This window comes from uncultured Brevundimonas sp. (assembly GCF_963977465.1).
GTDB lineage: Bacteria > Pseudomonadota > Alphaproteobacteria > Caulobacterales > Caulobacteraceae > Brevundimonas.
The window spans coordinates 58,156-80,248 of record NZ_CAXBOQ010000002.1; the positions used below are offsets into that span (position 1 = coordinate 58,156).

The window sequence follows — 22,093 nt, forward strand, 5'->3', positions numbered from 1 at the left end:
GGGCATGAGCGTCCCGCCAATGATGCCGGCAGCGGACCCGAAGCGGCCTACCCTGGACAGTCTGGTCGGCGACTCCGCCTCACCGGAAGCCCTGTCCCGGCTGTCGCGCGCATCGCGCCCGGCGCGCCGTGCCGCCGGCAAGAAGGCCGGCAAGGCGTCGCCTTCGTCACGGGTTGTCCTGCTGCTTCAGGCGGCGCTCAAGGCGATCGCGGCCGAGACCTATGGCGAGGCCTCGCAACTGGCGCTCAAGGCGCTGAAGCTGGATGAGCGCAACGGGCTGTCCTGGCATATCCTGGCGATTGCCCAGGAGAAGGCCGGCGATCTGGCTCAAGCCTTTTCCGCCTATGAGGCGGCGGTGCGCCTGCTGGCGGACGAGACCACCGTGGCGTTTGATCTGGGTCGGCTGGCGCATCGCCTGGGCTATCTGGAAATCGCCGAAAAACTGCTGAGCCGCTATCTGGCGAGCCATCCCGGAAACGTTGAGGCGATCAACAACCTGGCCTGCGCCCTGCGCGACCAGAACCGCTATGACGAGGCTATCGAACTGCTGCGCGACGCCCTCGGTGCCAATCCTGCCGAGCCGATCCTGTGGAATTCCCTCGGCACGGTGCTGAGCGAGCGGGGCGATGCGGCCCAGTCCCTGCCGTTCTATGATGAGGCGCTGCGGCTGGAGCCCGGATTCTACAAGGCGCGCTACAATCGGGCCAATGTCCGCATGAGCCTGGGCGAGCCCTTGCTGGCGATCGCTGACATCGACGAGGCCCTGACCGGGGTCACCGCGCCGATGGAAATCGCCACGATGAAGATGGCCAAGGCTCTGACCCAGATGGCGGCCGGCCAGCTGGACCAGGCCTTCGACACCTATGAGGCGCGCCTCGACCCGGCCCTGGCTGATGCGGTGACCTTTGCGCCCGGTGGCACGCGCTGGGCTCCCGGTGACGACCTCAAGGGGCGGACGCTGCTGGTTTACGGGGAGCAGGGGCTGGGCGACGAGATCCTGTTCGCCAACCTGCTGGGCGATACGCTTGAGGCGCTGGGGCCGAACGGCACCCTGATCCTGTCCGTCGAGCACCGGCTGGTACCGCTGTTTCAGCGCAGCTATCCGCAGGCCCGGGTCGTGCGGCACCGCAGTGTGCGTCATCTGGGGCGGCTGTACCGCGCCGCGGATCTGCCCGATCCGGTCCCGAATATCGACCTGTGGACGCCGATGGCCAGCCTGTTTCGCCAGTTCCGCCCCCGGGCTGAGGCCTTCCCCACAACGCCGGGCTTCCTGACGCCTGACCCCGACCGGGTCGCACACTGGCGCGCGGTCCTGGCCGAGGCCGGGCCGGGTCTGAATGCCGGGGTGCTGTGGAAGAGCCTTCTGATGAAGGGCTCGCGCGTGCGGGTCTATTCGCCGTTCGAGATGTGGCGGCCGGTGCTGAGCGTTCCGGGTGTGCGCTTCGTCAATCTGCAGTACGGGGATGCCACCGCCGAGCTTGAGGCCGCCCGCGCGGCAGGACTGGAAATCTGGACCCCGCCCGGGATCGATCTGAAGGACGATCTGGATGACCTGGGCGCCCTGTGCGCGGCGCTCGACGTGGTGATCGGCCCGGCGACCGCGACCACCAATATCGCGGCCGCCTGCGGGACCCGGGTCTGGATGACCTCCACCGCCGAGGCCTGGTCCGGCTTCGGCCCGAACGGCTATCTCTGCTATCCGACCGTCGAGGTGTTTCGCACCGCTGCGGTCGGTGAATGGGGCGAGGTCATGGACCGCATCGCCTCCGCCCTGTCCGCCGAGGTTGCGCAGCGTCATGCGGCCTGAAGTCCCGACCATTCCCGTCATCCCCTATGGCCGTCAGTCCATCGATGCCGAGGACGAGGCCGCGGTCCTGGCCGTGCTGCGCTCGCCGCTGCTGACCCAGGGACCCGCCACCGCCGCCTTCGAAGCCGACCTCGCCGCTCATGTCGGAGCCCGATACTGCGTCGCCGTCGCCAACGGCACAGCGGCCCTGCACATCTGTATGGCAGGGCTGGAGATGGGGTCTGGCGAGGGAATCACCACGCCCAACACCTTCGTCGCGACCTCGAACGCCATGGCCTATGTCGGCCTGACCCCCGTGTTCGCCGATATCGACCCGGACACGCTGAACCTGTCCCCGGCGGAAACCGAGGCGGCCCTCACGCTGCAGACGCGTCTGATCGCCCCAGTCCATTTCGCCGGACTGCCGGCCGACATGCCGGCCTTCCAGGCCATGGCGGCAGATCGCGATATCCGCATCGTCGAAGACGCTTCCCACGCCATCGGCTCCGAATATGTCGGTGGCGGCAAGGTCGGCGACTGTCGCTATTCCGACGCGACCATCTTCTCCTTCCACCCGGTCAAGACCATCACCTCGGGCGAGGGCGGGGCGATCACCACCAATGACGAGGGCCTCTATCAGCGGCTGCTGATGCTGCGCTCGCACGGCATCACCCGCGACCCGGCCCGGTTGTCCGACAACCCCGGTCCCTGGTGGTACGAACAGCAGGCGCTGGGCTTCAACTACCGGATGACCGAGATGCAGGCGGCCCTGGGGGCCAGCCAGCTGCGCAAGCTCGACCGGTTCATGGCCCGGCGTCAGGCGATCGTCGCCCGCTACCATCAGGCGTTCGCCGGCCTGAACTGGCTGGTGCGTCCACCCGAAACCCCTGGCCAATCGGTCTGTCAGCATCTGTTCGTGGTCCAGATCGATTTTGAGGCGATCGGCCAGACCCGGCCTGAGGTCATGACGGCCCTGCTGGACCAGGGCGTGGGGACCCAGGTCCACTACATTCCCGTCCATCTCCAGCCCTGGTATCGTCAGACCCATGGCACGGCGACAGGGCAATACCCGGCGGCCGAACGCTACTACGACCGCGCGCTCAGCCTGCCCCTGTTCCCGGCCATGACCGACGCCGATGTCGAACGGGTCATCACCGCCGTCAGGGCACTGGTGTGAGGGTTCTGGCCGTCATCGCGGCGCGGGGCGGCAGCAAGCGCATTCCGCGCAAGAACGTCCGCCCCTTCGCCGGTCGGCCGATCCTGGCCTGGCCGATCGCCGCGGCGCTGGACAGCGGTCTGTTCGACACCGTCATGGTCTCGACCGACGACGACGAGATCGCCGCCGCCGCCCGCGCCGTCGGGGCCGAGGTCCCCTTCCTGCGCAGTTCGGCCACCGCCGATGACCACAGTACCCTGCTGGACGTGCTGGCCGAGGTCGTCACCGCCTATCAAACCCGGGGCCAGAGCTTCGATACCGTCTGCTGCCTGCTGGCGACGGCGGCCTTCGTTACACCCGAGGCGCTGAAGCGCGGGCATCAGCTGTACAAGTCGGGAGAGTTCGACAGCGTCTTTCCGGTGGTGCGTTTCGGTTCGCCGATCCAGCGCGCCCTGCGTCGCGACGCCGCCGGCCACACCGCCATGCTGGCTCCCGAACACTATGCCAGTCGCTCCCAGGATCTGGAGCCTGCCTATCATGACGCCGGCCAGTTCTACTGGATGAGCGCCGCCGCCTGTCTGGCGAAGACCCCGACCTTCTCGGGCCGCGCGGGCAGTTTCGAGGTCGATGAGACCGAGGTCCAGGATATCGACACCCCGACTGACTGGCGTCTGGCCGAACTGAAATTCGCGATACTGGGACGCGCGCCGGAACCGCGCGCATGAGCCGCCCGGGCCTGCTGGTCATCTTCACCGAGGGGGGACGCGCGCGCGGCCTCGGCCATGTCAGCCGCTGCAGCGCCTATGCCCGCTACCGGATGGCGCAGGGTGGCCGGGTGCTGTGGCTGCTGGACGGCGATGACCTGGCGACCGCCATGATCGCCGACTGTGGTGAGGTGCGGATCGGTGCCTGGCAGGACGACCCCGCCGCCCTGCCGGACCTGAGGCCCGCCGTCGCCATTGTCGACTCCTACCGGGTGAGCCCGGCCGTGGTTGCCGCCATCGCCGGGCAGGCCACCACGCCCGTCTTCATCGACGATCTGCAGCGGCTGGCCTATCCGCGCGGCCTCGTCATCTATCCGGCGCTGGACCCGGCACCGTTGCGTCCGGACGGGGCAGAATGGCTGACCGGACCGCTGTGGCAGCCTCTGCGCCCCGCCTTCTGGAACGTAGCCATGCGTGGACCGGTGCGCCCTGTGGTCGAGCGCATTCTCGTCATCCTGGGCGGCAGTGATGTTCATGATTTGGGCGCGGTGATCGTGCGCCAGGTGGCGGACGCTTTCCCCGCCGCGCGTATCGACTGGGTCACCGGCGACGGGCCCGCTCCGCCGCCCCCGGGCGTCATCATGCATCGTCGACTGTCGGACCAGGCCATGGCCGCGCTGATGCTGGAGGCCGACCTCGCCGTCAGCGCCGCCGGAACCACCACGTTTGAACTGGCCCGCTGCGGGGTGCCGACGGTATTGCTGGGCGTGGCCGACAACCAGCAGCCCAATCTCGACCACTGGCCCGACCTGTGTGGTTTCGTCGACGCCGGTCGCTGGGACGCTGCGGACCGGGACCGGCGGATACGCGCCGGGCTGGACCGGCTGCGCGATCCCCGGCTCCGGCGCACGATCACTGACCGGGCCGAGGCGACGGTGGACGGGCAGGGGGTCCGGCGGCTGTTCGAGCGGCTGCAGACCGAAGGCAGGAAGGGCAGACCATGAGTGATACCCCACGCACGCCGCGATCATCGGGCCTGCGATTCGAGGACTGCCGTCTGCGTCCCCTCGGACCGGAGGATCAGGCCCGAACCCTGGCCTGGCGCAATCAGGACCGGGTGCGCGCCAATATGTACAGCGACCACCTGATCGGCACGGACGAACACGCCCGCTGGTTCGCCGGCAGTCTGTCAAACCCCGCGGCCGCCTACCGGATCTACGAGTATCAGGGCCGCCCGATGGGTTTTGTCTCCTTCACCGGCATCGACCGGCACAATGACCGCTGTAGCTGGGCCTTCTATCTGGGCGAGGCGGACGCCCCGCGTGGCTCGGGGGCGGCCATGGAGCTGCTGGCGCTGGACCAGGTGTTCGGCGATCTCGGCATCGGCAAGCTGTGCTGCGAGGTCTTCGCCTTCAACGCGGCCGTGGTCCGCCTGCACAAACGCTTCGGCTTCATCGAGGAGGGCCGGCTTGTGCGCCATGCCAGCAAGGACGATCAGCTGCAGGACGTGGTCCTGCTGGCCCGGTTCGCCGATGGCTGGGTCGCGGACCGTCCGGCCCTGATGAGCACCGTATTCGAAGGCCCACCCGCATGAGCTTCACCTATCCCGACCACGTCTTCATCGTCGCCGAACTGTCGGCCAACCACGGCGGCTCGCTGGAGACCTGTCTCGAGACCGTGCGCGCGGCAGCGACGGCGGGGGCGGATGCGATCAAGGTCCAGACCTATACGGCCGACACCATCACCCTCGACTGCGACAGCGACTGTTTCCAGATCAAGGACGGCACCCTGTGGGACGGCACCACCCTGCACGCCCTGTATCGCGAGGCCGCCCTGCCGTGGGAATGGCATGCGCCGATCCAGGCCGAGGCCGGGCGCAACGGCCTGGTCTTCTTCTCCTCGCCGTTCGACTTCACCGCCGTCGACTTCCTCGCGGCCATGGACGTGCCGCTCTACAAGATCGCCTCATTCGAGATCGTCGACATTCCGCTGATCGAATATGCGGCGGCCAAGGACCGGCCGATGATCATCTCGACCGGCATCGCCGGCCTGGCCGAGATCGAGGAGGCGGTGGCCGCCTGCCGGCGGGTCGGCAATGACGACATCACCCTGCTGACCTGCACCTCGGCCTATCCGGCCGATCCGGCGGACGCCAATCTGGTCACCCTGCCGAAGCTGGCCGAGACTTTCGGCGTTCGTGTCGGCCTGTCGGACCATACAACCGGTGATGTGGTGGCCATCGCCGCCGTGGCCCTTGGCGCACGGTTGGTCGAGAAGCATTTCATCCTTGACCGGGCCATCGGTGGCCCCGACGCCAGCTTTTCCCTGACCCCGGACGAGTTCGCGACCCTGGTGCGCAATCTGCGGGTGGCCGAATCGGCCCTCGGCACGATGCAGTTCGGCCCGACCGGCCAAGCGGCGATCAACCGCCGCTTCGGCCGCTCCCTGTTCATCGCCGAGGATATGAAGGCCGGTGACGTCCTGACCGCGCGGAACCTGCGTTCGGTCCGACCCGGCGACGGCCTGCATCCGCGCCACTATGCCGAACTGCTGGGCCGCCAGATCACGCGCGACGCGGCCCGGGGCACGCCGATGCGCTGGGGCCTGGTCGAATAGGGTTCAGGCCACCGCCTGGCTGTTGAAGGCCCGGGTTTCCTCGACCGACAGGAAATGCGGGTTGGAGCCCGAGTTATACTCAAAGCCCGGCTCGACCCGGTCGCCGGTTTCGCCCATCGCATTGTGGGCGAAGTCGCTCTCGACATTGTGGAAGCGGATGGTCGGGGCGATCACATAGTGGTCGGCGAAATCATAGGTCAGGTGCGAATCGTCGGCCGGGCACATGATTTCATGCAGCTTCTCGCCGGGCCGCACGCCGACGACATGGGTGGCCATGCCCGGGGCCAGGGCCTCTGCCAGGTCGATGATGCGTACGGATGGAATCTTGGGAATGAAGATCTCCCCGCCCTGCATGCGTTGGAAATTGGTCAGGACGAAATTGACCCCCTGATCCAGCGAGATCCAGAACCGGGTCATGCGGGGATCGGTGATCGGCAGGGACTCGGCCCCTTCGGCCATCAGCTTCTGGAAGAAGGGCAGGACCGACCCGCGCGAGCCGACGACATTGCCGTAGCGCACCACGGCGAACCGGGTCTTGTGGCTGCCGGCCATATTGTTGGCGGCGACGAACAATTTGTCCGAAACCAGCTTGGTCGCGCCGTACAGATTGATCGGGTTGGCCGCCTTGTCGGTCGACAGGGCGATGACCCGGTCGACGTCATTGGCCAGGGCTGCGGCAATGACGTTCTCGGCCCCGCTGATGTTGGTGCGGATGCATTCGGTCGGATTGTATTCGGACGCCGGCACCTGCTTCATCGCGGCCGCGTGGATGATGAAGTCCACGCCCCGGGTCGCCTGGATCAGCCGCTCGCGATCGCGCACGTCGCCAAGGAAGAAGCGCATGCACGGGTCGGTGAACTCGTGCTGCATCTCGAACTGTTTCAGTTCGTCGCGCGAATACACGATCAGGCGGCGCGGCTTGAACCGGGCCAGAATCGCCCGGATGTACATCTTGCCGAACGATCCGGATCCACCGGTGATCAGGATGGACTTGTCATCAAACATGCAGGGAACGCCTCGGGACCGACGGGATTCGTCGGGGCCTTTGTGGCATCCCGCAACTTTGGCGCGGGCGGGTCAAGTCTATTCGGACCTCCGACGTGTCCGGACCTCCGGCGGGGCCGCGGCCCCTTCCAGAATGGCGGCGAACAGGGCGAAAAGCACGGCAATCGTCTCCGTGCGCAGCGGATAGTCGACGACCGAGTGGAGTAGAATCATCAACATGGCAGCGCTCGCGGCCCGCTGCATATCGGTCAACCGGGTGGGCGGAGCCCGCCAGCAGGCCCAGCTGCGACGCCCCCACCAGGCCAGGAAAACCAGGACCAGCGCCATTCCCATCCAACCCGTTTCCAGCCAGATTTCGAGATATTCGTTGTGCGCCTGGTTGAAATAGGTTGGGTCCAGCCGGTCGAGCGGCTCGATCGACCGGTACACGGTGTCAAAAGAGCCAAGTCCTGAGCCGACCGGCAGATAGGTCTGAGCCGCCTCGGCAACATAGGGCCAGTTTTCGAATCGGCCTTCCGCGGGCGCATTGGGATCGAACCGGTCGAGAATCGGTGCCAAGGCAAACACGCCGACAGCTGCGATGGCCACGCCGACAACCGCGGCCAGGCCAAGGAAGGCCGGACCCGGTCGGCGCCGGCCAGAGGCAATCCAGGCGGCCAGTACGCTCAGGACCAGAGACGGCCCGATCAGGATGACACCCGCTCGCGATTGGATGACACCAATCGCAACGACGACCAAGCCCATGAACAGGGCACCCAGCCACACGGCATTCTGACCCTGGCTCGAACTCCGGCGCAGTGAAGCGCCGGCAAATGCAGCGGCGAAAGGCGTGACGGCCAGCAGCAGGGTGGCGTGATGATTGCGGTTGGCGAAGAAGCCTTCCACGCCGTCCCCGTATGCGGCCGGCCAGAGATAGAATACGCCGCCACCGGATATCTGGAGTACGCCGATCAGGATGGAAATCACTGTCGCCCCGAGGGCCAGATAGATCAGCTGGCGCCTCAGTTCATAGGAGGCCATCAGCGCCGCCAGGAACATTGCCACCGGCGGGATCAGGGCAAGAAAATGCTGCCAGGTTCGGTCGGGGGTTACGGAGAGGGACGACCAGCCGGGCTGCAGCCCGGCCAGGGTCAGGGCCAGCGTCAGCTGTTCGCGCCCGGGTAGGGCCGTCCATACGGCAGGCGGCAGGGGGACAAGCTGGATCAACGGCACAGCGATCAGGCCGATCAGAAGGCCGAGGATCAACTTGTGTTCCCGCCAGCTTCCCCATTTCTGGAGGTGGATGCCGACGATCGCGAGCAGGGGCAGTGCCGCCAGCTCGACGATGGCCAGGCGCAAGGCGTGCATCCGGCTCGCACCGCCGAATGCAAAAGAAAAGACCAGCAGAACGATCATCGCAATCGCGATGGCATCCCACTGGCCTTTTCGAAGACTAATTTTCACGAACCGCCCTGGGCGACGTCAATAATGCGCCTGGGCTGCTGTGAATGATTTAGTTGCTGTCCGAGTCGTCGTCCGAAGCGACAACGATCGCGCCGATCAGAACGGCAGTGCCGATCAGGAGGACGGGAAGCGGAATGCCGGCAAACTCGCTGCTGGCGTCAGCGCGGGCACCAACGCGGTCGCCAACTTGAGCGGTCGAGGTGGAGCCGGCGGCAGCAGCCTGGCCGGCGACGAGCAGAAGGCCGACAACGGCGGCGGTGACGGTCTTGCGCATATTAGAACCCCTTCAGGAAATGGTGCAGGTCGAAGCCTGCGGTGTTGATCGTCATCATATCTACGGCTGCTAAGTTGCCGGTGCAAGGGAAAAATCTTCCCGTTCCACAATGCAGGCGTGTTCCCCAAATGGGTGTCACTCATTGGCCTCAGTCATAAGCCGTCTGCCTAGGCGCACGATTGCGAAGCGGTCATACCATCCCACAACTGTCGTGCGTCGATCTCCCGGGTTGGGGATCAGCCGTATCCACTGTGCGGAACAACCGCGAGTAGGCACCTCAAAGCTGAAAGAAAAGGGTTTCCAACGTTGCTCGCCCGGAACCGTGACGATTCTCGATTCGCCGATTTTGGCCCCCGTTTCGAAACAATAGACCGTCCAGGTCAGGCGCGCGCCGGGGTCGCCAACCTCGGCCCACGTTTGCCCCGAAAACCTGTAGGAACCGGCTTTCAGCTGAATCAGTTGTTCGGCGAGTCTTGCGGACGAATAGCTGCCGAACTGTGCGCGCAAGGCACTATCTCCGCGTATTTCATCGGGAAGAATTTCGGCGACTGAACCGCCGGCGGTAAATAGCCGCCATTCATATGGAACTGGTTGGTGGATGACGTCGAACTCACCATTCACCAATGTCATGCTGACGTCTGGACGTCCCAGATGGGTCCGAACCGCAGTCATCGCTTGCAGTCGGTTTTTGGCCAGCAATTGAAAATAGAGTTCAGTAAGTTCCGCGTTGGAAAAGGGCGACTCCGTAGGCTGCAGGGAGACGGCCAGATTAGCCGCCACGCTCAATCCCGACTCCGTCTGGTATAGGCTGCTTATATAAGACGACCGCCAGGGAGGAGCAGCTTCCAGGAGGGAGGCTAACACGGGAAGAGCGCGTCCGTCAGTTGAGGCGGCGACGGTGAACAGTCGGAACAACTGGGGTCTGAGATCTTCGCGACGACGCGCCAAGGTGTCAGCGTGGGCGAAGGACGAGCGGTAGTCTCCACGCGTCAGACGGTAGTCCATCAGCCAAGCGTGGGCCGGGTCGTCTCTGAGGCTCCAGTTGCCCGCCAGCGTGAGAACATCATCGGCCTGCTCCTTCCGGCCGCCTTCCGCTGCCGCGAGGCCGAGAACTCGAAGAGCCTGAACGTTAAACGGAGCGCGCACCAAGGACTGCTGGGCCAGATATTCCGCATTGTCGAAGCGATCATCCGCAAACTCCGACTCAGCGGCCCGGCCAAGTACGACGGCCGAATCCGGGGAAAGTCGGAGCGACTGTTCGGCGGGCAAGCGACCGACGGCCATTTCCCGGACGACCTGCCATCCAAGCCAGATCGCTACGGCAACAAATACATACGAACCGACTTCGGCAATCCACTGCCTCCGACCCCGCGCCGACCCCTGTCTGCTCAACGTTTGGGTCTCTTCGACGGTGTCGACTGGGCTCCATAGTTGTAGTCGTAGGAATAATCATAGCCGCCGTATGAGGTGGCCCGAGAGTCGAATTTGGTCAGAACCACGCCTAGCAGTCGGGCCGAGCCCATCTTGAGTCTGCGCATCGCGCCCCGGGCTTGACCACGCCGCGTACCTTTGGATTCCAGAACGAACAGGGTTCCTCCGACCGTCGCTGCCAAGATGGGGGCATCTGCGAAGCCCAGAATTGGTGGGCCGTCGATGATGATGTGATCGAAGCGCGTCAGTGCGTCATCCAGGAAGGTGCGAATCCGATCGCCGCCCCAGAGTTCTGCGGGGTTGGGCGGAAGCGGGCCGCAGGAGACGAATGACATGTTGTCGATACCCGTCTTGTGGACCACGGCATCCAAGTCTGCGGAACCGGACAGCAAATTGCTCATCCCCTTGTCATTATCAACGCCTACCAAGCGGTGCATCGAAGGATTTCGCAAATCGCCGTCGATCAGCAATACTCGCTTGCCGCCACGCGCGAAATTCTGGGCCAGGGCGTAGGCCGTCGTGGACTTGCCTTCAGCCGGACGCGAGCTGGTGACTAGAATACTGCGCGGAGCCCCGTCCGGTGTCGAAAACTGAAGCGCTGTTCGGAGGGAATAATAGGCTTCGGAAAACGCCGAGCGCATGTCGGCGAGGGCTTGGGCGGGAGTCGCCCCTTTAGGCAACAGAGGGACGGCTCCCAGAACCGGGAGGCCAAGTTTGGCTTCCACATCATCCGGGCTGGCTAGCGACTCGTCCAGAGCTTCGAGAATGAATGCTGCAAGGACGCCGAGACCGAGCCCGAACAGAACCGCAATAGCGAGATTCACCAGAAGTTTGGGGCTGGAAGGTTTCGACGGTGCCGCTGCCTCATCGACTATCGATATGTTGTTGGTAGTGACGCCGCCCGTTACGCCGACTTCCTTGTAGCGCTGGAGCAGGCCGTCATAGAGTGTTCGGCTGGTGTCAACCTCACGCTGTAAAATGTTGTACTGGATTGTGCGGTCCCGCAAGTCGAGTACATCAACCTTCAATCCGTTTACGCGTCCCTGAAGCGCCCGCTCTTGGTTTACCGCCACGGTATACTGGCCGCGAACAGAGTCCCGAATGGTGGTCGCGACGGCGTTGATCTGCCTGTTCATTTCATCGATTTGAGCCTTCAGTTGCAGCATTTCGGGGAACTCAGGTCCGAAAATGCGGGCCTTCTGCTGATATTGGGCGTCAAGTTTGGCGCGTTCTTCCATCAGGCGCTGGATCGTGGGATTCTGGATCACGTCGGGCACGGTCATAAGCGGCGCAGAGCTTGTCTGACGCCATTTTTCCTCTGCACCAACCCGCGCCGCGGTTGCCTCGGCCAATGCGTTGTTCAGCGCCACGAGATTGCTGGAAGCGAGAGACTGATTCTCGCCGGGATCCGTGCCGCCGTCATTGACGTTGATGATCTGTTGCTGGGTGGCATAGGCTACCAATTGCCGTTCCGAATCCTCCAGCTTGGTCTTGGTCTGGGTAATCAGATCTTCAAGAAACTGTCGTGCGTAGGATGAGGATTCAAACCTGCGGTCCAGATTCGACTGAATGAAGTTTTCGGCAAAGGCGTTGGCGACGCGGGCGGAGAGTTGAGGGTCTGGGCTGCTGAAACTAACAGACACCAAGCGAGAGCCCCGCACGGGACTGACGCCAAGATTTTCCTGAACGGCACGCAGCACCAGTTCACGACGCTTCGCAGCACCGCCCGGTCCGGTTGCCGGGGTAGTTACGTCCATGGCCTCCAGAAAGGCGTTGGACGTGGCCAAACCCTGATCTTCTATTACCCGTTCAGCCAATGAACGACTGCGCAGAAGGCCGTACTGGGTCTGGAAGAACTCCTCGCCCTGGATCATTGACTCCCGGGGAGAAGCGTCATCGACGTTGAGAACCCGTGCGGCTTCCCGATCAATCTGGACCGTGGTCGCCGCGGTGTAGAGTGGCGTGGTCAGCAGGGTGACTATCACCCCCACTACCAGTGAGGCTACAAAGATGGCCAAGATCAAAAGGCGATGCTTCAGGGCTAGACGCCAGTATCCTGCGAGATCGAAACTGTCAGACCGGTCTTCCGGGCCGCCCCAATTTCCGACTGCAGGCCCCCATCCAGAATCCGCGCCGTCTTCATTCGGTCGCGCGAAGCGCTTGATAGGCTCGCCGTAACTCTTGCCGTCAGCCAGCATCATTCGAAATCCGCTTCACAGGGTTTGCGGCAGCGCCGCGCAAATCAAAATACTTCGGCGCTCATTACCGCAAAGGCGACCAAGGGGCGATACACCGCCAAGCAGAAATTTATCGCAACATTCGGGAGTATTGCAGGAACCTCCTTGATGAGGGTGCGATTGGTTCATACGCTGTCTGCCGGGACAGGGGAAGTAGTCAGGGAACCCAGAAAGTCGACCAAGCGCGGGTAGATGACCTTGGCGTCGTAGTGCGTTTCAAAAAGTGCGGCCGAGGCCGTTCGAGCCTGCTGCACCGCATCCGGGTTGCTAGTGAGGTTGAGGATGATCGCCGCGAGTTCGTTGACATTGTCGGATTCGAACGGAAAGCCGCAGCCGGTGCGCGAAATTATCTGCGCTAGTTCGCCTTTCAAATTCGAGACCAGTCCCAATCCGTAGGCCATGTATTCGAATGGCTTGTTTGGCAGGCTCTGGGGTGCGTCCGTTGAGTAAGACACCAGGCCCATCGATGATGATGACATGATGGTTGCCAATTCAGCCGCGCCTAGCCAGCCGGCGAATCGCACGGTCTGCAAACCCTCGGCCAAGGTCTTTAACCGTTGCTCATCTCTTCCGCCGCCGCACAGCACAAGTCGAAAATCAGTCAGTCCGCCAAGCTCAAGTTTCCGACACGCGCGGATTGCCGTTTCCAGATCGTAGAAATGACTGAACTGTCCAACGTAGCACAGGGGCAGTGAGACACTCCGCATGTCTTCGACGATCTCACTCAACTCCGGTCCGGCATTGTTCAGGGCGAGAGGTTGAACGGCCTCGTAGCCCAGCGCGAATGCAGCGGCGGGAGATGAGGCTGAGGGTGCCATTGCCGCAGCCCAGGTCAGGTAGGATTCGCTGACGGCGGTCAGTCCGTCCGCTTGTTCGAGGGTCCGCCGCACGTCCCTGTAAAGCGGTGTGAGAAGCGGCTTGGCTAGCGATCTTAGAGACCGGGGAAGGGCGGTTAGGTAAACGTCCGGCCAGAGATCTTGAACGTCGACAACGACCTTGACCGTTGGGTGCCGCCTTGAGAACCGGAGCACTGAGGCGCACATCTCGGGAGTTGGCAGGGCGCAGAATATGACATCCGGCGTTTCCAGACCTTCAGCAATGACCTCGAAACGCCGGGCCGCAGTCCTATGAAATACGGCGCGGTCAACGCTGATGTTACGAACATACGCTCCCGCTTCGAACAGTTGGATGCGGTGATTCGGACGGACGTCGACCAGCGCATCCCCTCGCGAACGAAAGATTTTTTCAAGGTGGGAGAAGGTTGGGGCCCATTGCACGACCCGATGCCCAAGGGCCGCCGCCGCTGCTGCGAGTAACCCGTTCCGAAAAAGGCGGGGTTTGGCGTCAATAGGAAGTTGCTCACCGAGGTGGATGGTCCAGATCAGCATGTGGCGAGAAGTCTTCCGGCAAGATACACGGCCGTTGTAGCGGCGCATGGTTCAGGGAGTGACGTTCTTCTGGCTTTGAAGGTCCGTTACGTCAATGGCGGTCCCGCTGCGGTTCCGCTTCAGACGGCTGCCGGGTTCCATCGCCGTGTCAAGTTTGAATCCCGCGACGGTCAAAAGAGCCGAATCGTGCGGTCGGCAGCTGATTGAACTGATTGCGGAACACTAGCCTACTCGCTATGTGAGCTTCGTCTTGGACAAGACACTGCCGGACCCGGCTGGGTCTATGGCGGGATTGGTCTCGACGAGAAGCTGCACGTTGTGTTTCCCGCGTTGGTGGTTGGGAGGCACTGTGTTTTTTGAGATTGTAGCAAGGCGTGCATATTGGACCTTGTGACAAGGCCGCCACAGGACCCGACCATGACGATGAATGAAACCCTCTCTGCCGATGCCTCGATCGCTCCCGCGCCGAAACGCACGCTTGGTGTGACCTTAAAGGGGATATTTCTCAAGCCAGTGCTGAAGCTGCTGGAGAAGGTGTTGCCAGCGAAGGCGTTTGACCGGTTTTATGCCTCGACGTTTCCAGTGTATAAGGAAGTGGCTCGGGCCGGATACCTGCTGGGCAATATACTGACATTGAAATTCCTGAATTCCGAGGAATGGGCGCGTGTAAAGCGCGTACATGCCGTCATGCCTTACTCCCTTGTTGGGGCCGGCGGCCTGGATGCGACTGATCGTGCGGCTCAGAGCGTAAACCTCGCCGGCGTGCAGGGGGATTTCGCCGAACTGGGGGTTGCGCGTGGCGGATGCGCAAGCCTGCTGGGTATGTCGGCGTTCGCGGTGGGGGCACCGAATCGCAAGCTCTGGTTGTTCGACTCCTACGAAGGCCTGCCCGAACCGGGAGAGCGCGATTTCGTCGCCGCTGGAGACACCGGCGATCATGTTCGCCCCTTGCCGAAAGGGTCCTGCTTCGGGGCGCTTGAGGAGGTGCGCTGGTTGACGCTCGAGAAATTCAAGCTGCCTGAGGACCGGATCGAGTTCGTCCAGGGCTGGTTCGAGAATACCGTTCCTGCCAATCGTGGCCAGATTGAGAAGCTGGCGATCTTGCGCATCGATGGCGATTGGTACGAGTCCACGAAAGTCTGCCTGGAAGGCCTGTTCGGAAAGGTTCAAACCGGTGGCGTCGTCATTATTGATGACTACGACAGCTGCATTGGTGCCAAGCGAGCGGTTGATGAATTCGTTGCCGCAAATCGTCTCAACGTGACGCTCTGCTCTGATGGTCGCGGTGGGCGCTGGTTCCGCAAGTCCTGACCCCTGACTGCTCGTCTGCGGCCGTATCTAGGTTTAGGTGATCCATGGAATATACGCGCTTGGGGGGTAGCGGTCGCGAAGTGTCACGCTTTGGATTCGGAGGCTGCCCGCTGGGTGGGCATGGCTGGGGCGACACCGACGAACGGCGGCTAACGGCCGCTATTGATGCGGCATTCGATGCGGGCGTGACCTTTTTCGACACGGCGGACATCTACGGGCTGGGACGTTCCGAGGAGTTGCTGGGCGATGCCCTTCAAGAGCGACGTGGCGAGGTAACATTTGCTACGAAATTCGGTGTGCGTCGTGAGAACGACGTCACCGTTTATGACAATAGTTCGGCATGGATGCGAACGTCGGCTGAAGGCAGTTTGAAGCGTCTGAAGACAGATCGCATAGACCTCTATCAACTTCATTACTGGGATCAGCAGACGCCTCTGGCGGACATTGTCGGTGGCCTGCAAGGCCTGAGAGACGAGGGGAAAATCCGGGCCTTCGGCGTCACCAACCTGAACCCATCAGAAATCTCTCGGGACCCGGTTGAGGGACTGGTCTCGTTTTCGATGGAATACAATCTGACGCGTCAGGATCGTACGGAAGAGATCCGCCGGTCTGAGGCTGGAGGGTTGACCTTCCTGTCCTGGGGAAGTCTCGCGCAGGGAGCGCTGTCCGGAAAATACGCGGCGGGGGCGACGTTTGATCCGGCTGACCGACGCTCACGGGGAGCCTATTCTGCCTTTCACGGCGAGGGCGTGGCCAGACGCGAGCATGCGGTTTCACGACTGAGAGCCATTGCTCCCAACTATCCGGGCCGCACCCTGGCGCAGTTGGCTGTCCGGTGGATTCTTGACAGTCACCCGGCCAGCGTCGCCTTGGTAGGAATGAAGTCGCCCGGGCAGGTCGTCGACATGAGCAGTGCCTTTGATTGGTCCCTGTCTGAAGAAGACCTTGCCTTTCTGTCGATGAAGGGAGGGAGTTCGGCGGAAAATGGGCTCGTCGGAGACGTATGACGAATGTGGCATTGAACAGGAACTGGCGCGCCAGCGCTTCTCGGGCCGCGAAGCGTGGATTGGATGTGGCGTTGGCCGTGTTCCTGCTCATCCCCGGCACTCCGATTATCGCGGTAGCCGCCGCCCTCGTCTGGGCACACGATCACGAAGGTCCAATCTACCGCCAGATCCGTATCGGCAGGGGAGGGGTGCCGTTCAAACTGTGCAAGCTTCGTTCGATGTCCACGGCTGCACCCGGCAGTACAGTCGACACCACCAGTCGCACCGACCCCCGGATCACTCCGATCGGTGCGCTTATCCGCAAGACCAAAGTGGATGAGTTGCCTCAACTGTGGAACGTTCTCAGGGGGGACATGTCATTGGTGGGTCCTCGCCCGCAGGTGCCGCGCGAAGTTGATCTCTATACCGAGGTTGAACGTGACCTGCTTTCGGTACGGCCAGGTATTACCGACTACTCATCGATTACGTTTTCGGACCTCGGGGACATCGTGGCAGCGGCAGCCGACCCTGACATTGCCTATAACCAATTGGTTCGCCCTGGTAAGAGTCGACTAGGACTATTCTATGTGAGGAAATCGTCGGTCGGTGTGGATGTCGCCATAATGATTTTGACCGGGGTCGCTCTGATTCATGGTCCTTCAGCCCGACGGGGTGTGACGGCGATGCTTCGTTGGCAGGGTGCGGACCAGGCATTGGTCGAGATCGCCGGCCGGAAGGCACCGTTGACACCTGGGGTGCCTCCTGGTGCAGACACGATCGTTACGTCTCGTGTTATGTGTCCCATGGGGAGAGCGGGATGATGGCGAACTACGGTCGCCCGTCGGCCGGTGCCGAACATGAAATGCGGCCGTTGGTGGCGAGTTACGAGCAGGGGCGCGGGCTCATAGGTCGTCGCGCCCAGACCGTCGTCTTGAGTCTTTTGGCCTCCCTGTTGATCCTGACCCACTATTCGGCCTTCGTGGAAGGCGTGATCTTCCCGCGGGTCTTTTATGGCGAGGTGCTGAATCTCGGTGAGCAGTTGCTGGCCCTCGGCCTTGCGCTCGTGCCTTCGTTGTGGATGCCCAATCGGCTGACCAAGGTCAGCGATCCAATCGTGCTGACGCTGTACTTAATTGGATATCTGCCCATCGCGCTACTAGTTCCTCGACTGGCGCATGATGGGGCACCGGGTTTTCAGGTGGTCGCTGTCATACTGCTGGGTCTGGGCTTGCTTGAGGTTATGCGAAATCTCCCAGCAATCCGCACCAGGATCGCCTTGCGGAACCATCAGCTGTTCCGGCGCGGACTGATTGTGGCGTCGCTTGTCAGCACCGCAGTTACCCTGCTGGCCTACGGACTGCCTACGCAGTTGATTGGCTTGGACTACGTCTATGTAGCGCGGGAAGTTTTCAATAATTTTGCTTCTGACGAAATGATCCGCGCGATAGCAAATTATCTTATACAATGGAATGTGATTATATTTCTACCGTATATATGTGTAACAAGTGAGAACAAAAAATCTCTGATTACATCAGTAATTTATTTATTCTTTACGGCTTTTTTGTATTTCAACATCACAAGTTACCAGATTGTTCTGGTAATTCCGTTAGTGTTGGTGGGATTCTTCTTCCTCTATAAATTCGTCAAGCGACACGGCTTGAATGTTATCGTGATGGGCTTTTGTGCCCTGATGGTTGTTGGCGGAATTCTGAGTTTCGTCTTCAGAAATACCGAGTACGAACTGATCGCGTCCATGCCGGTCTATCGGTTTGTACATATTCCCGGGCTACTGGGCAGTCTGTACTTGGATGCTTTCAGTACGGATGTAGTGGCTCGCTCGACGGCGGGGGTTCACCCTGGATACATCGTCGGTAGTCTCTATTTTGGAGACTCTACGATGCTGGCGACAACCTCGTTCTGGTTCATCGCTTTTGCTGAGTATCAATATGCTGGAATTATTGCGGTAAGTATCCTGCTGGGTATGTATTTGTGGTTGATCGACTGCGTGGTTGACCCATCATTCGATGTCCTGCTCTTTTCCCTCTCTGGCGTGATCGCTTATTTTTTGGTCGGAGCGGGACTGGGTACGGCGATGATGACTTATGGCCTCCTGCCGTTGCTTATACTGTGCGCGATTGCGCCACGTATCCGGAAGAGACGTCCGGGGTGACCCTTCTATCGAGGTTGGGGCGGGTTCGCAGGGTGATCGCATCTGCATCACCTGGTTACATCCTTAAGCGGGTTCTTCTTGAGGTCCGGCGCATTGTTTATGATCGCTTGGGTCTGTGGGCCGCAGTCGACGCATCGGTAAATCGGCGGATCACTTCATCGGTTCTGGTGCGCCCGGGTGCATTCACCGGGGGGCTTCTGGCCGGCGACGCGCGCGAGGCAGCTCGGCTGGTGTTGGCCGGGAACGATGCGGTCCGCGCGAGATTTGAAGGCCGTGCCACCCAGGCAGAAGAGCGCAGGTTGTCCTTTTTTGGCTACCCCATACCAATGGAAGGCCCTTGGCCTTGGTTGGAGGATTGGGTGCATGGCCATGCTTGGCCGGTTGGACCGGCGGGGTCTGTGGATCACTTTGCAGTACGGGCGGTGCCGTACGATCCCAAACTTCCGTTCGAACTTTCCCGCCTCGCCTTCATTGTCCAGACCTTGGCTTCTGCGTTGGTCTCGGAAACGGACGATCGCCGCCTGGCTCTTCAGTCGTTCGCTCTGAATGCGCTGGCAGACTGGGACAGTGCGAACCCCCTCGGCCATAGCGTAAACTGGTATGCAATGGAGGCGTCCGTTAGAGGTGTTGCGCTTTGCCAAGCTCTGGACCTGGCCCGGATGGGAGGCGTGAATTTCGAAGGCCAGGCGCTGATTGCGCGAGTTCTGGCCCGCTGTGCCCACTATACCGAGATCAACATTGAGCGAGCGGTCGAAAGCAACAACCACCTTATCGGCAATCTCACCTGTCTTGCTGCGGCCGGGTTCGCACTGCGGGATATCTATCCGGCAGCATCGCGCTGGTCGCGATTGGCGCGGAGAGATCTGCCCCCGGAAATCGAACGTCAATTCCATGCCGACGGGGGCAATTTCGAGGGATCATTGCCCTATCATCTGGCCACGACCGATCTGGCGTTGATCGCCGATTTGATTTTCGAACGATCCGGCGATCCGTTGCCCGACGTTTCTCGCTCGAGACTGAAGGCAGCGTGTACGTTCGCGGCCCAAACCGCGGACCTGGATGGCCGTGTCCCGATCGTCGGCGACTACGATGAAAGCCGGCACCTGTTGTTTGACCTCGCAGGGCCGCTCGATGCCATGAATGTCGCGGCTTTCGGTGCGGCGCAGTTCGGTTGTGACAGGCCTGTCGGTAGGCCCGACGCTCTGATTTCCGTTGCTTTCCTGCTTGGCCGCAAGGGGCTTGATGCACTGGCAGAAGTTCCGTCGATGGCAACGGAGGTCGAGTGTCTTTTTCCGGACAGCGGAGTCATTGTCATCAGAACACCTTCGGTCTTCTTCCTCCAGGACGTGGGACATGTGGGGCAGAACGGCAATGGTGGCCATGGTCATAATGACTTGTCGTCATTCGTCTTCTCGTTCTGCGGACAGCCGATCCTCACTGACCGTGGCACGGGGGTTTACACGGCGGATCCGGCTTGTCGTGACCGGCTGCGCTCCTCGTCGTCTCATTCGCTCCTAGTGGTGGATGAATATGAGATTGCAGACCTTGGGCCCACGCTTTTTCAGATCCATAATCAGGCAAAACCCTTCGCCGTCGACCTTAGGGGCGATGGTCCGGAGCACTGGCGAACTCACGTCAGCCACACTGGCTACCAACGACTTTCTCCGCCAGTGGAGACTGCACGGACGATATACATTGATGGAGCTGGCGGCCGTTTGGTCTGCGAGGATCGTCTGCAAAGTCCGCTCGTTCGGACAGCGGTCCGGCGCTTTCAGTTCGGCCCGGATATTGATCTGACCCTGGACAAAGGGGGGTCTACTGCAGCCTTTTGCGCGGGCGGGCGTCTGTGGCGGGCGGTCTGGGATGAGGGCAGTCACGCGCGTGTAGAAATCGTCGATCATTTTTACGGATATGGTCGGAACGTCAGCGCCCCCTGTCTCGTCCTTACCGGACGGGGGGCGGACCAATACCTGACGCTGACCCTTTCGGTGGAGGCGTCTCCGGGCTGAATTCCGCAGGCGAGTGGACCGGTGTCGCTGGAGAACCCCACGTTCGATAGACCTCTGCCCACCTATCGGCTGGTCAATCCGCCCCCTTAGGGCTATGGATTGTACGCGAACGTGTTGTTCCTGGCCGGCAGTCCAGCCCCGGCACATGGCGGCTCTTGGCGACACAACAATCAATCGGATCGGGCCTGGATGGCGCTGCCTCTTAACCGACTGAAGAGCTCCGTCGCATCGCCAGTCTTTATTCTTTTAGCTTCGGAAGTCGTCGCTAAGGGCGCGATGTTCCTTTCGTCGATTCCAATTTCGAGACTGTATACACCCGCAGAAATGGGCGTGTTCGGCCTCTACATCTCGTTCGCGACCATCATTTCTATAGTTGCTGGTATCTCAATTCAGCGCGCGTTGCCGTTGCCACGTAGTGATGGTAAGGGTTTTATTCTACTCCTGATCGCGCTGGGAGTGATCATCCTAACGGCATTACTTACTGGCCTGTTTTTCACTGTCGCGCCCGCGTCGCTTCTGATGGCCGTCGGTGCAGATCACCTGGGATCCGCAGGCTTGGTCCTGCCGCTCGCCGTTCTGGGATGGGCAGGGTTTCCAATTCTTCAGATGTGGTTGTCGCGAACCGGACGCTTCTCGACCCTGGCGTGGAGCAAGCTTTCGCAAGTGGCGCTGTTGGGGGGCGGGCAGATTGCCTTCGGGTTTCTGCACCTCGGAGGGATCGGTCTGGCTCTCGGTGATGCTCTATCGCGTGCACTCGTACTGGCCCCCTTCATGCTGCGAGTGTTTCGGCCCGCGGCTAAACGCCTGCGCAAACCAGAGCGTTTCACCCGCGTCGCCTTAAAAATACTGATGGAGTATAAGCGCTTTCCTTTGATCGTGACGCCGACCCTACTGTTGCACTCGATCCCCGCAGCGATCATGCCGATCGCCATCGGTACCCATCTGGGCACGACAATGGCCGGCTACTGGACCTTGTCAGCCTATGTCACCAATGCGATCTTCGGCATCTCGGTCTCGTTCGCGCCCTACTTGTACAGTCTCTGGTCGAAGTCGGTTCACAGCAGCGGATTGCTTTCTCCGGCCTACGTCATCCGATCGTCTCGACCTCTCTTGGTGATCGCCGCAGCCGCCGGCCTCGGCTTGGGTCTGGCCGGCCCCTTCCTGTTCACCCTGATCTTTGGCCAGGAGTGGGTCTACGCGGGGCAGGTTGCGCAGATATTGTCGGTGTCGCTTGCCTTTCAGATTCTCGGAGGGCCGCTAATTCTCGTTCTTAGTGTCCTGAATCGGGAGGGATGGAACATCAGCATGGCCGTGATCTGGTGTGCGCTTTCAGGGTTGGTTTACTATCTGATCGGGGCAATGGAACTGAGTTTGCTGCAGGCGGCGGGCCTGTATGCGACAGTAACCTGCGTCGTCTATGTCGCCTACGTGGTCCTGGCTCTGGTTGCAGGCCACCTGTCCGTGCAAAGGAAGCGCGGTGACCACGATCCGGCATTTTCGGCAGGTGCGAGTTGAGTGGACCTACTCGTCAGAGTGTGCTGTCTGCGCAGCAATTCGGGTTGGGGGGATTTGAATGC

General features: G+C 61.6%; 18 protein-coding genes. 12 read left to right on the forward strand and 6 right to left on the reverse strand.

The genetic code is table 11. The features are described 5' to 3' along the window. Positions 1 to 4: 4 nt before the first annotated feature. The 6 genes from AAC067_RS04300 to pseI are packed head-to-tail and all read left to right on the forward strand — an operon-like array spanning position 5 to position 6,262. Positions 5 to 1,807, forward strand: coding sequence for a tetratricopeptide repeat protein (locus tag AAC067_RS04300; protein ID WP_339929917.1), 1,803 nt, complete (start codon positions 5 to 7; stop codon positions 1,805 to 1,807). Beyond that, on the forward strand, positions 1,797 to 2,963 hold the full coding sequence (pseC, locus tag AAC067_RS04305; protein ID WP_339929919.1) for a UDP-4-amino-4,6-dideoxy-N-acetyl-beta-L-altrosamine transaminase: 1,167 nt from the start codon (positions 1,797 to 1,799) through the stop codon (positions 2,961 to 2,963). The genes AAC067_RS04300 and pseC overlap by 11 nt, the downstream gene beginning before the upstream one ends. Continuing rightward, positions 2,960 to 3,667 carry a pseudaminic acid cytidylyltransferase gene (gene pseF / locus AAC067_RS04310; protein WP_339929921.1) on the forward strand — a complete coding sequence of 236 codons (708 nt, stop codon included), beginning with the start codon at positions 2,960 to 2,962 and terminating at the stop codon, positions 3,665 to 3,667. Before pseC ends, pseF begins: the two co-directional genes overlap by 4 nt. Beyond that, positions 3,664 to 4,650 (forward strand): hypothetical protein, encoded by a 987-nt coding sequence (locus tag AAC067_RS04315; RefSeq protein WP_339929923.1) that lies wholly within the window; start codon positions 3,664 to 3,666, stop codon positions 4,648 to 4,650. The genes pseF and AAC067_RS04315 overlap by 4 nt, the downstream gene beginning before the upstream one ends. Next, the gene (pseH, locus tag AAC067_RS04320; RefSeq protein ID WP_339929925.1) at positions 4,647 to 5,240 is read left to right on the forward strand and encodes a UDP-4-amino-4,6-dideoxy-N-acetyl-beta-L-altrosamine N-acetyltransferase; all 594 of its coding nucleotides are present in this window, start codon (positions 4,647 to 4,649) and stop codon (positions 5,238 to 5,240) included. The genes AAC067_RS04315 and pseH overlap by 4 nt, the downstream gene beginning before the upstream one ends. Further along, positions 5,237 to 6,262, forward strand: coding sequence for a pseudaminic acid synthase (pseI, locus tag AAC067_RS04325; RefSeq protein ID WP_339929927.1), 1,026 nt, complete (start codon positions 5,237 to 5,239; stop codon positions 6,260 to 6,262). Before pseH ends, pseI begins: the two co-directional genes overlap by 4 nt. 3 nt (positions 6,263 to 6,265) lie before the next feature. Here pseI and pseB read toward each other — a convergent pair whose 3' ends face one another. The 6 genes from pseB to AAC067_RS04355 form a co-directional block, all read right to left on the reverse strand. Beyond that, positions 6,266 to 7,267 (reverse strand): UDP-N-acetylglucosamine 4,6-dehydratase (inverting), encoded by a 1,002-nt coding sequence (gene pseB, locus AAC067_RS04330; RefSeq protein WP_339929929.1) that lies wholly within the window; start codon positions 7,265 to 7,267, stop codon positions 6,266 to 6,268. Positions 7,268 to 7,345: 78 nt separating this feature from the next. After that, positions 7,346 to 8,662 (reverse strand): O-antigen ligase family protein, encoded by a 1,317-nt coding sequence (locus AAC067_RS04335; protein ID WP_339929931.1) that lies wholly within the window; start codon positions 8,660 to 8,662, stop codon positions 7,346 to 7,348. A gap of 97 nt (positions 8,663 to 8,759) precedes the next feature. Next, positions 8,760 to 8,984, reverse strand: coding sequence for a hypothetical protein (locus AAC067_RS04340; RefSeq protein ID WP_339929934.1), 225 nt, complete (start codon positions 8,982 to 8,984; stop codon positions 8,760 to 8,762). Positions 8,985 to 9,119: 135 nt separating this feature from the next. Beyond that, on the reverse strand, positions 9,120 to 10,268 hold the full coding sequence (locus tag AAC067_RS04345; protein ID WP_339929936.1) for a hypothetical protein: 1,149 nt from the start codon (positions 10,266 to 10,268) through the stop codon (positions 9,120 to 9,122). 104 nt (positions 10,269 to 10,372) lie between these two features. Beyond that, positions 10,373 to 12,616: a polysaccharide biosynthesis tyrosine autokinase gene (locus tag AAC067_RS04350; protein ID WP_339929938.1), complete on the reverse strand. Its 2,244-nt coding sequence runs from the start codon at positions 12,614 to 12,616 to the stop codon at positions 10,373 to 10,375. Between the two features lie 161 nt (positions 12,617 to 12,777). Beyond that, the gene (locus tag AAC067_RS04355; RefSeq protein ID WP_339929940.1) at positions 12,778 to 14,040 is read right to left on the reverse strand and encodes a glycosyltransferase; all 1,263 of its coding nucleotides are present in this window, start codon (positions 14,038 to 14,040) and stop codon (positions 12,778 to 12,780) included. A 417-nt stretch (positions 14,041 to 14,457) separates the two neighbouring features. Here AAC067_RS04355 and AAC067_RS04360 point away from each other — a divergent pair, with 417 nt between their 5' ends. The 6 genes from AAC067_RS04360 to AAC067_RS04385 all read left to right on the forward strand — a co-directional run bounded on the left by AAC067_RS04360 (position 14,458) and on the right by AAC067_RS04385 (position 22,031). Then, positions 14,458 to 15,351 carry a TylF/MycF/NovP-related O-methyltransferase gene (locus AAC067_RS04360; RefSeq protein WP_339929942.1) on the forward strand — a complete coding sequence of 298 codons (894 nt, stop codon included), beginning with the start codon at positions 14,458 to 14,460 and terminating at the stop codon, positions 15,349 to 15,351. Between the two features lie 44 nt (positions 15,352 to 15,395). Further along, the gene (locus tag AAC067_RS04365; protein ID WP_339929944.1) at positions 15,396 to 16,358 is read left to right on the forward strand and encodes an aldo/keto reductase; all 963 of its coding nucleotides are present in this window, start codon (positions 15,396 to 15,398) and stop codon (positions 16,356 to 16,358) included. Further along, positions 16,355 to 17,158: a sugar transferase gene (locus tag AAC067_RS04370; RefSeq protein ID WP_339929946.1), complete on the forward strand. Its 804-nt coding sequence runs from the start codon at positions 16,355 to 16,357 to the stop codon at positions 17,156 to 17,158. The genes AAC067_RS04365 and AAC067_RS04370 overlap by 4 nt, the downstream gene beginning before the upstream one ends. After that, the gene (locus tag AAC067_RS04375) at positions 17,155 to 18,507 is read left to right on the forward strand and encodes a hypothetical protein (protein WP_339929948.1); all 1,353 of its coding nucleotides are present in this window, start codon (positions 17,155 to 17,157) and stop codon (positions 18,505 to 18,507) included. The genes AAC067_RS04370 and AAC067_RS04375 overlap by 4 nt, the downstream gene beginning before the upstream one ends. Positions 18,508 to 18,539: 32 nt before the next feature. Further along, the gene (locus AAC067_RS04380; RefSeq protein ID WP_339929950.1) at positions 18,540 to 20,516 is read left to right on the forward strand and encodes a heparinase II/III family protein; all 1,977 of its coding nucleotides are present in this window, start codon (positions 18,540 to 18,542) and stop codon (positions 20,514 to 20,516) included. Positions 20,517 to 20,627: 111 nt separating this feature from the next. Further along, the gene (locus tag AAC067_RS04385; RefSeq protein WP_339929952.1) at positions 20,628 to 22,031 is read left to right on the forward strand and encodes a lipopolysaccharide biosynthesis protein; all 1,404 of its coding nucleotides are present in this window, start codon (positions 20,628 to 20,630) and stop codon (positions 22,029 to 22,031) included. The last annotated feature ends 62 nt before the right edge of the window (positions 22,032 to 22,093 follow it).

Coding starts and splice junctions, on each gene's coding strand:
- AAC067_RS04370 (WP_339929946.1), top strand. CDS start 16,355: ATGACGAATGTGGCATTGAACAGGAACTGGCGCGCCAGCGCTTCTCGG.
- AAC067_RS04365 (WP_339929944.1), top strand. CDS start 15,396: ATGGAATATACGCGCTTGGGGGGTAGCGGTCGCGAAGTGTCACGCTTT.
- AAC067_RS04345 (WP_339929936.1), bottom strand. CDS start 10,268: ATGGCCGTCGGTCGCTTGCCCGCCGAACAGTCGCTCCGACTTTCCCCG.
- pseH (WP_339929925.1), top strand. CDS start 4,647: ATGAGTGATACCCCACGCACGCCGCGATCATCGGGCCTGCGATTCGAG.
- AAC067_RS04360 (WP_339929942.1), top strand. CDS start 14,458: ATGACGATGAATGAAACCCTCTCTGCCGATGCCTCGATCGCTCCCGCG.
- AAC067_RS04375 (WP_339929948.1), top strand. CDS start 17,155: ATGATGGCGAACTACGGTCGCCCGTCGGCCGGTGCCGAACATGAAATG.
- AAC067_RS04315 (WP_339929923.1), top strand. CDS start 3,664: ATGAGCCGCCCGGGCCTGCTGGTCATCTTCACCGAGGGGGGACGCGCG.
- pseC (WP_339929919.1), top strand. CDS start 1,797: ATGCGGCCTGAAGTCCCGACCATTCCCGTCATCCCCTATGGCCGTCAG.
- AAC067_RS04340 (WP_339929934.1), bottom strand. CDS start 8,984: ATGCGCAAGACCGTCACCGCCGCCGTTGTCGGCCTTCTGCTCGTCGCC.
- AAC067_RS04355 (WP_339929940.1), bottom strand. CDS start 14,040: ATGCTGATCTGGACCATCCACCTCGGTGAGCAACTTCCTATTGACGCC.
- pseI (WP_339929927.1), top strand. CDS start 5,237: ATGAGCTTCACCTATCCCGACCACGTCTTCATCGTCGCCGAACTGTCG.
- pseB (WP_339929929.1), bottom strand. CDS start 7,267: ATGTTTGATGACAAGTCCATCCTGATCACCGGTGGATCCGGATCGTTC.
- AAC067_RS04335 (WP_339929931.1), bottom strand. CDS start 8,662: ATGATCGTTCTGCTGGTCTTTTCTTTTGCATTCGGCGGTGCGAGCCGG.
- AAC067_RS04350 (WP_339929938.1), bottom strand. CDS start 12,616: ATGATGCTGGCTGACGGCAAGAGTTACGGCGAGCCTATCAAGCGCTTC.
- AAC067_RS04300 (WP_339929917.1), top strand. CDS start 5: ATGAGCGTCCCGCCAATGATGCCGGCAGCGGACCCGAAGCGGCCTACC.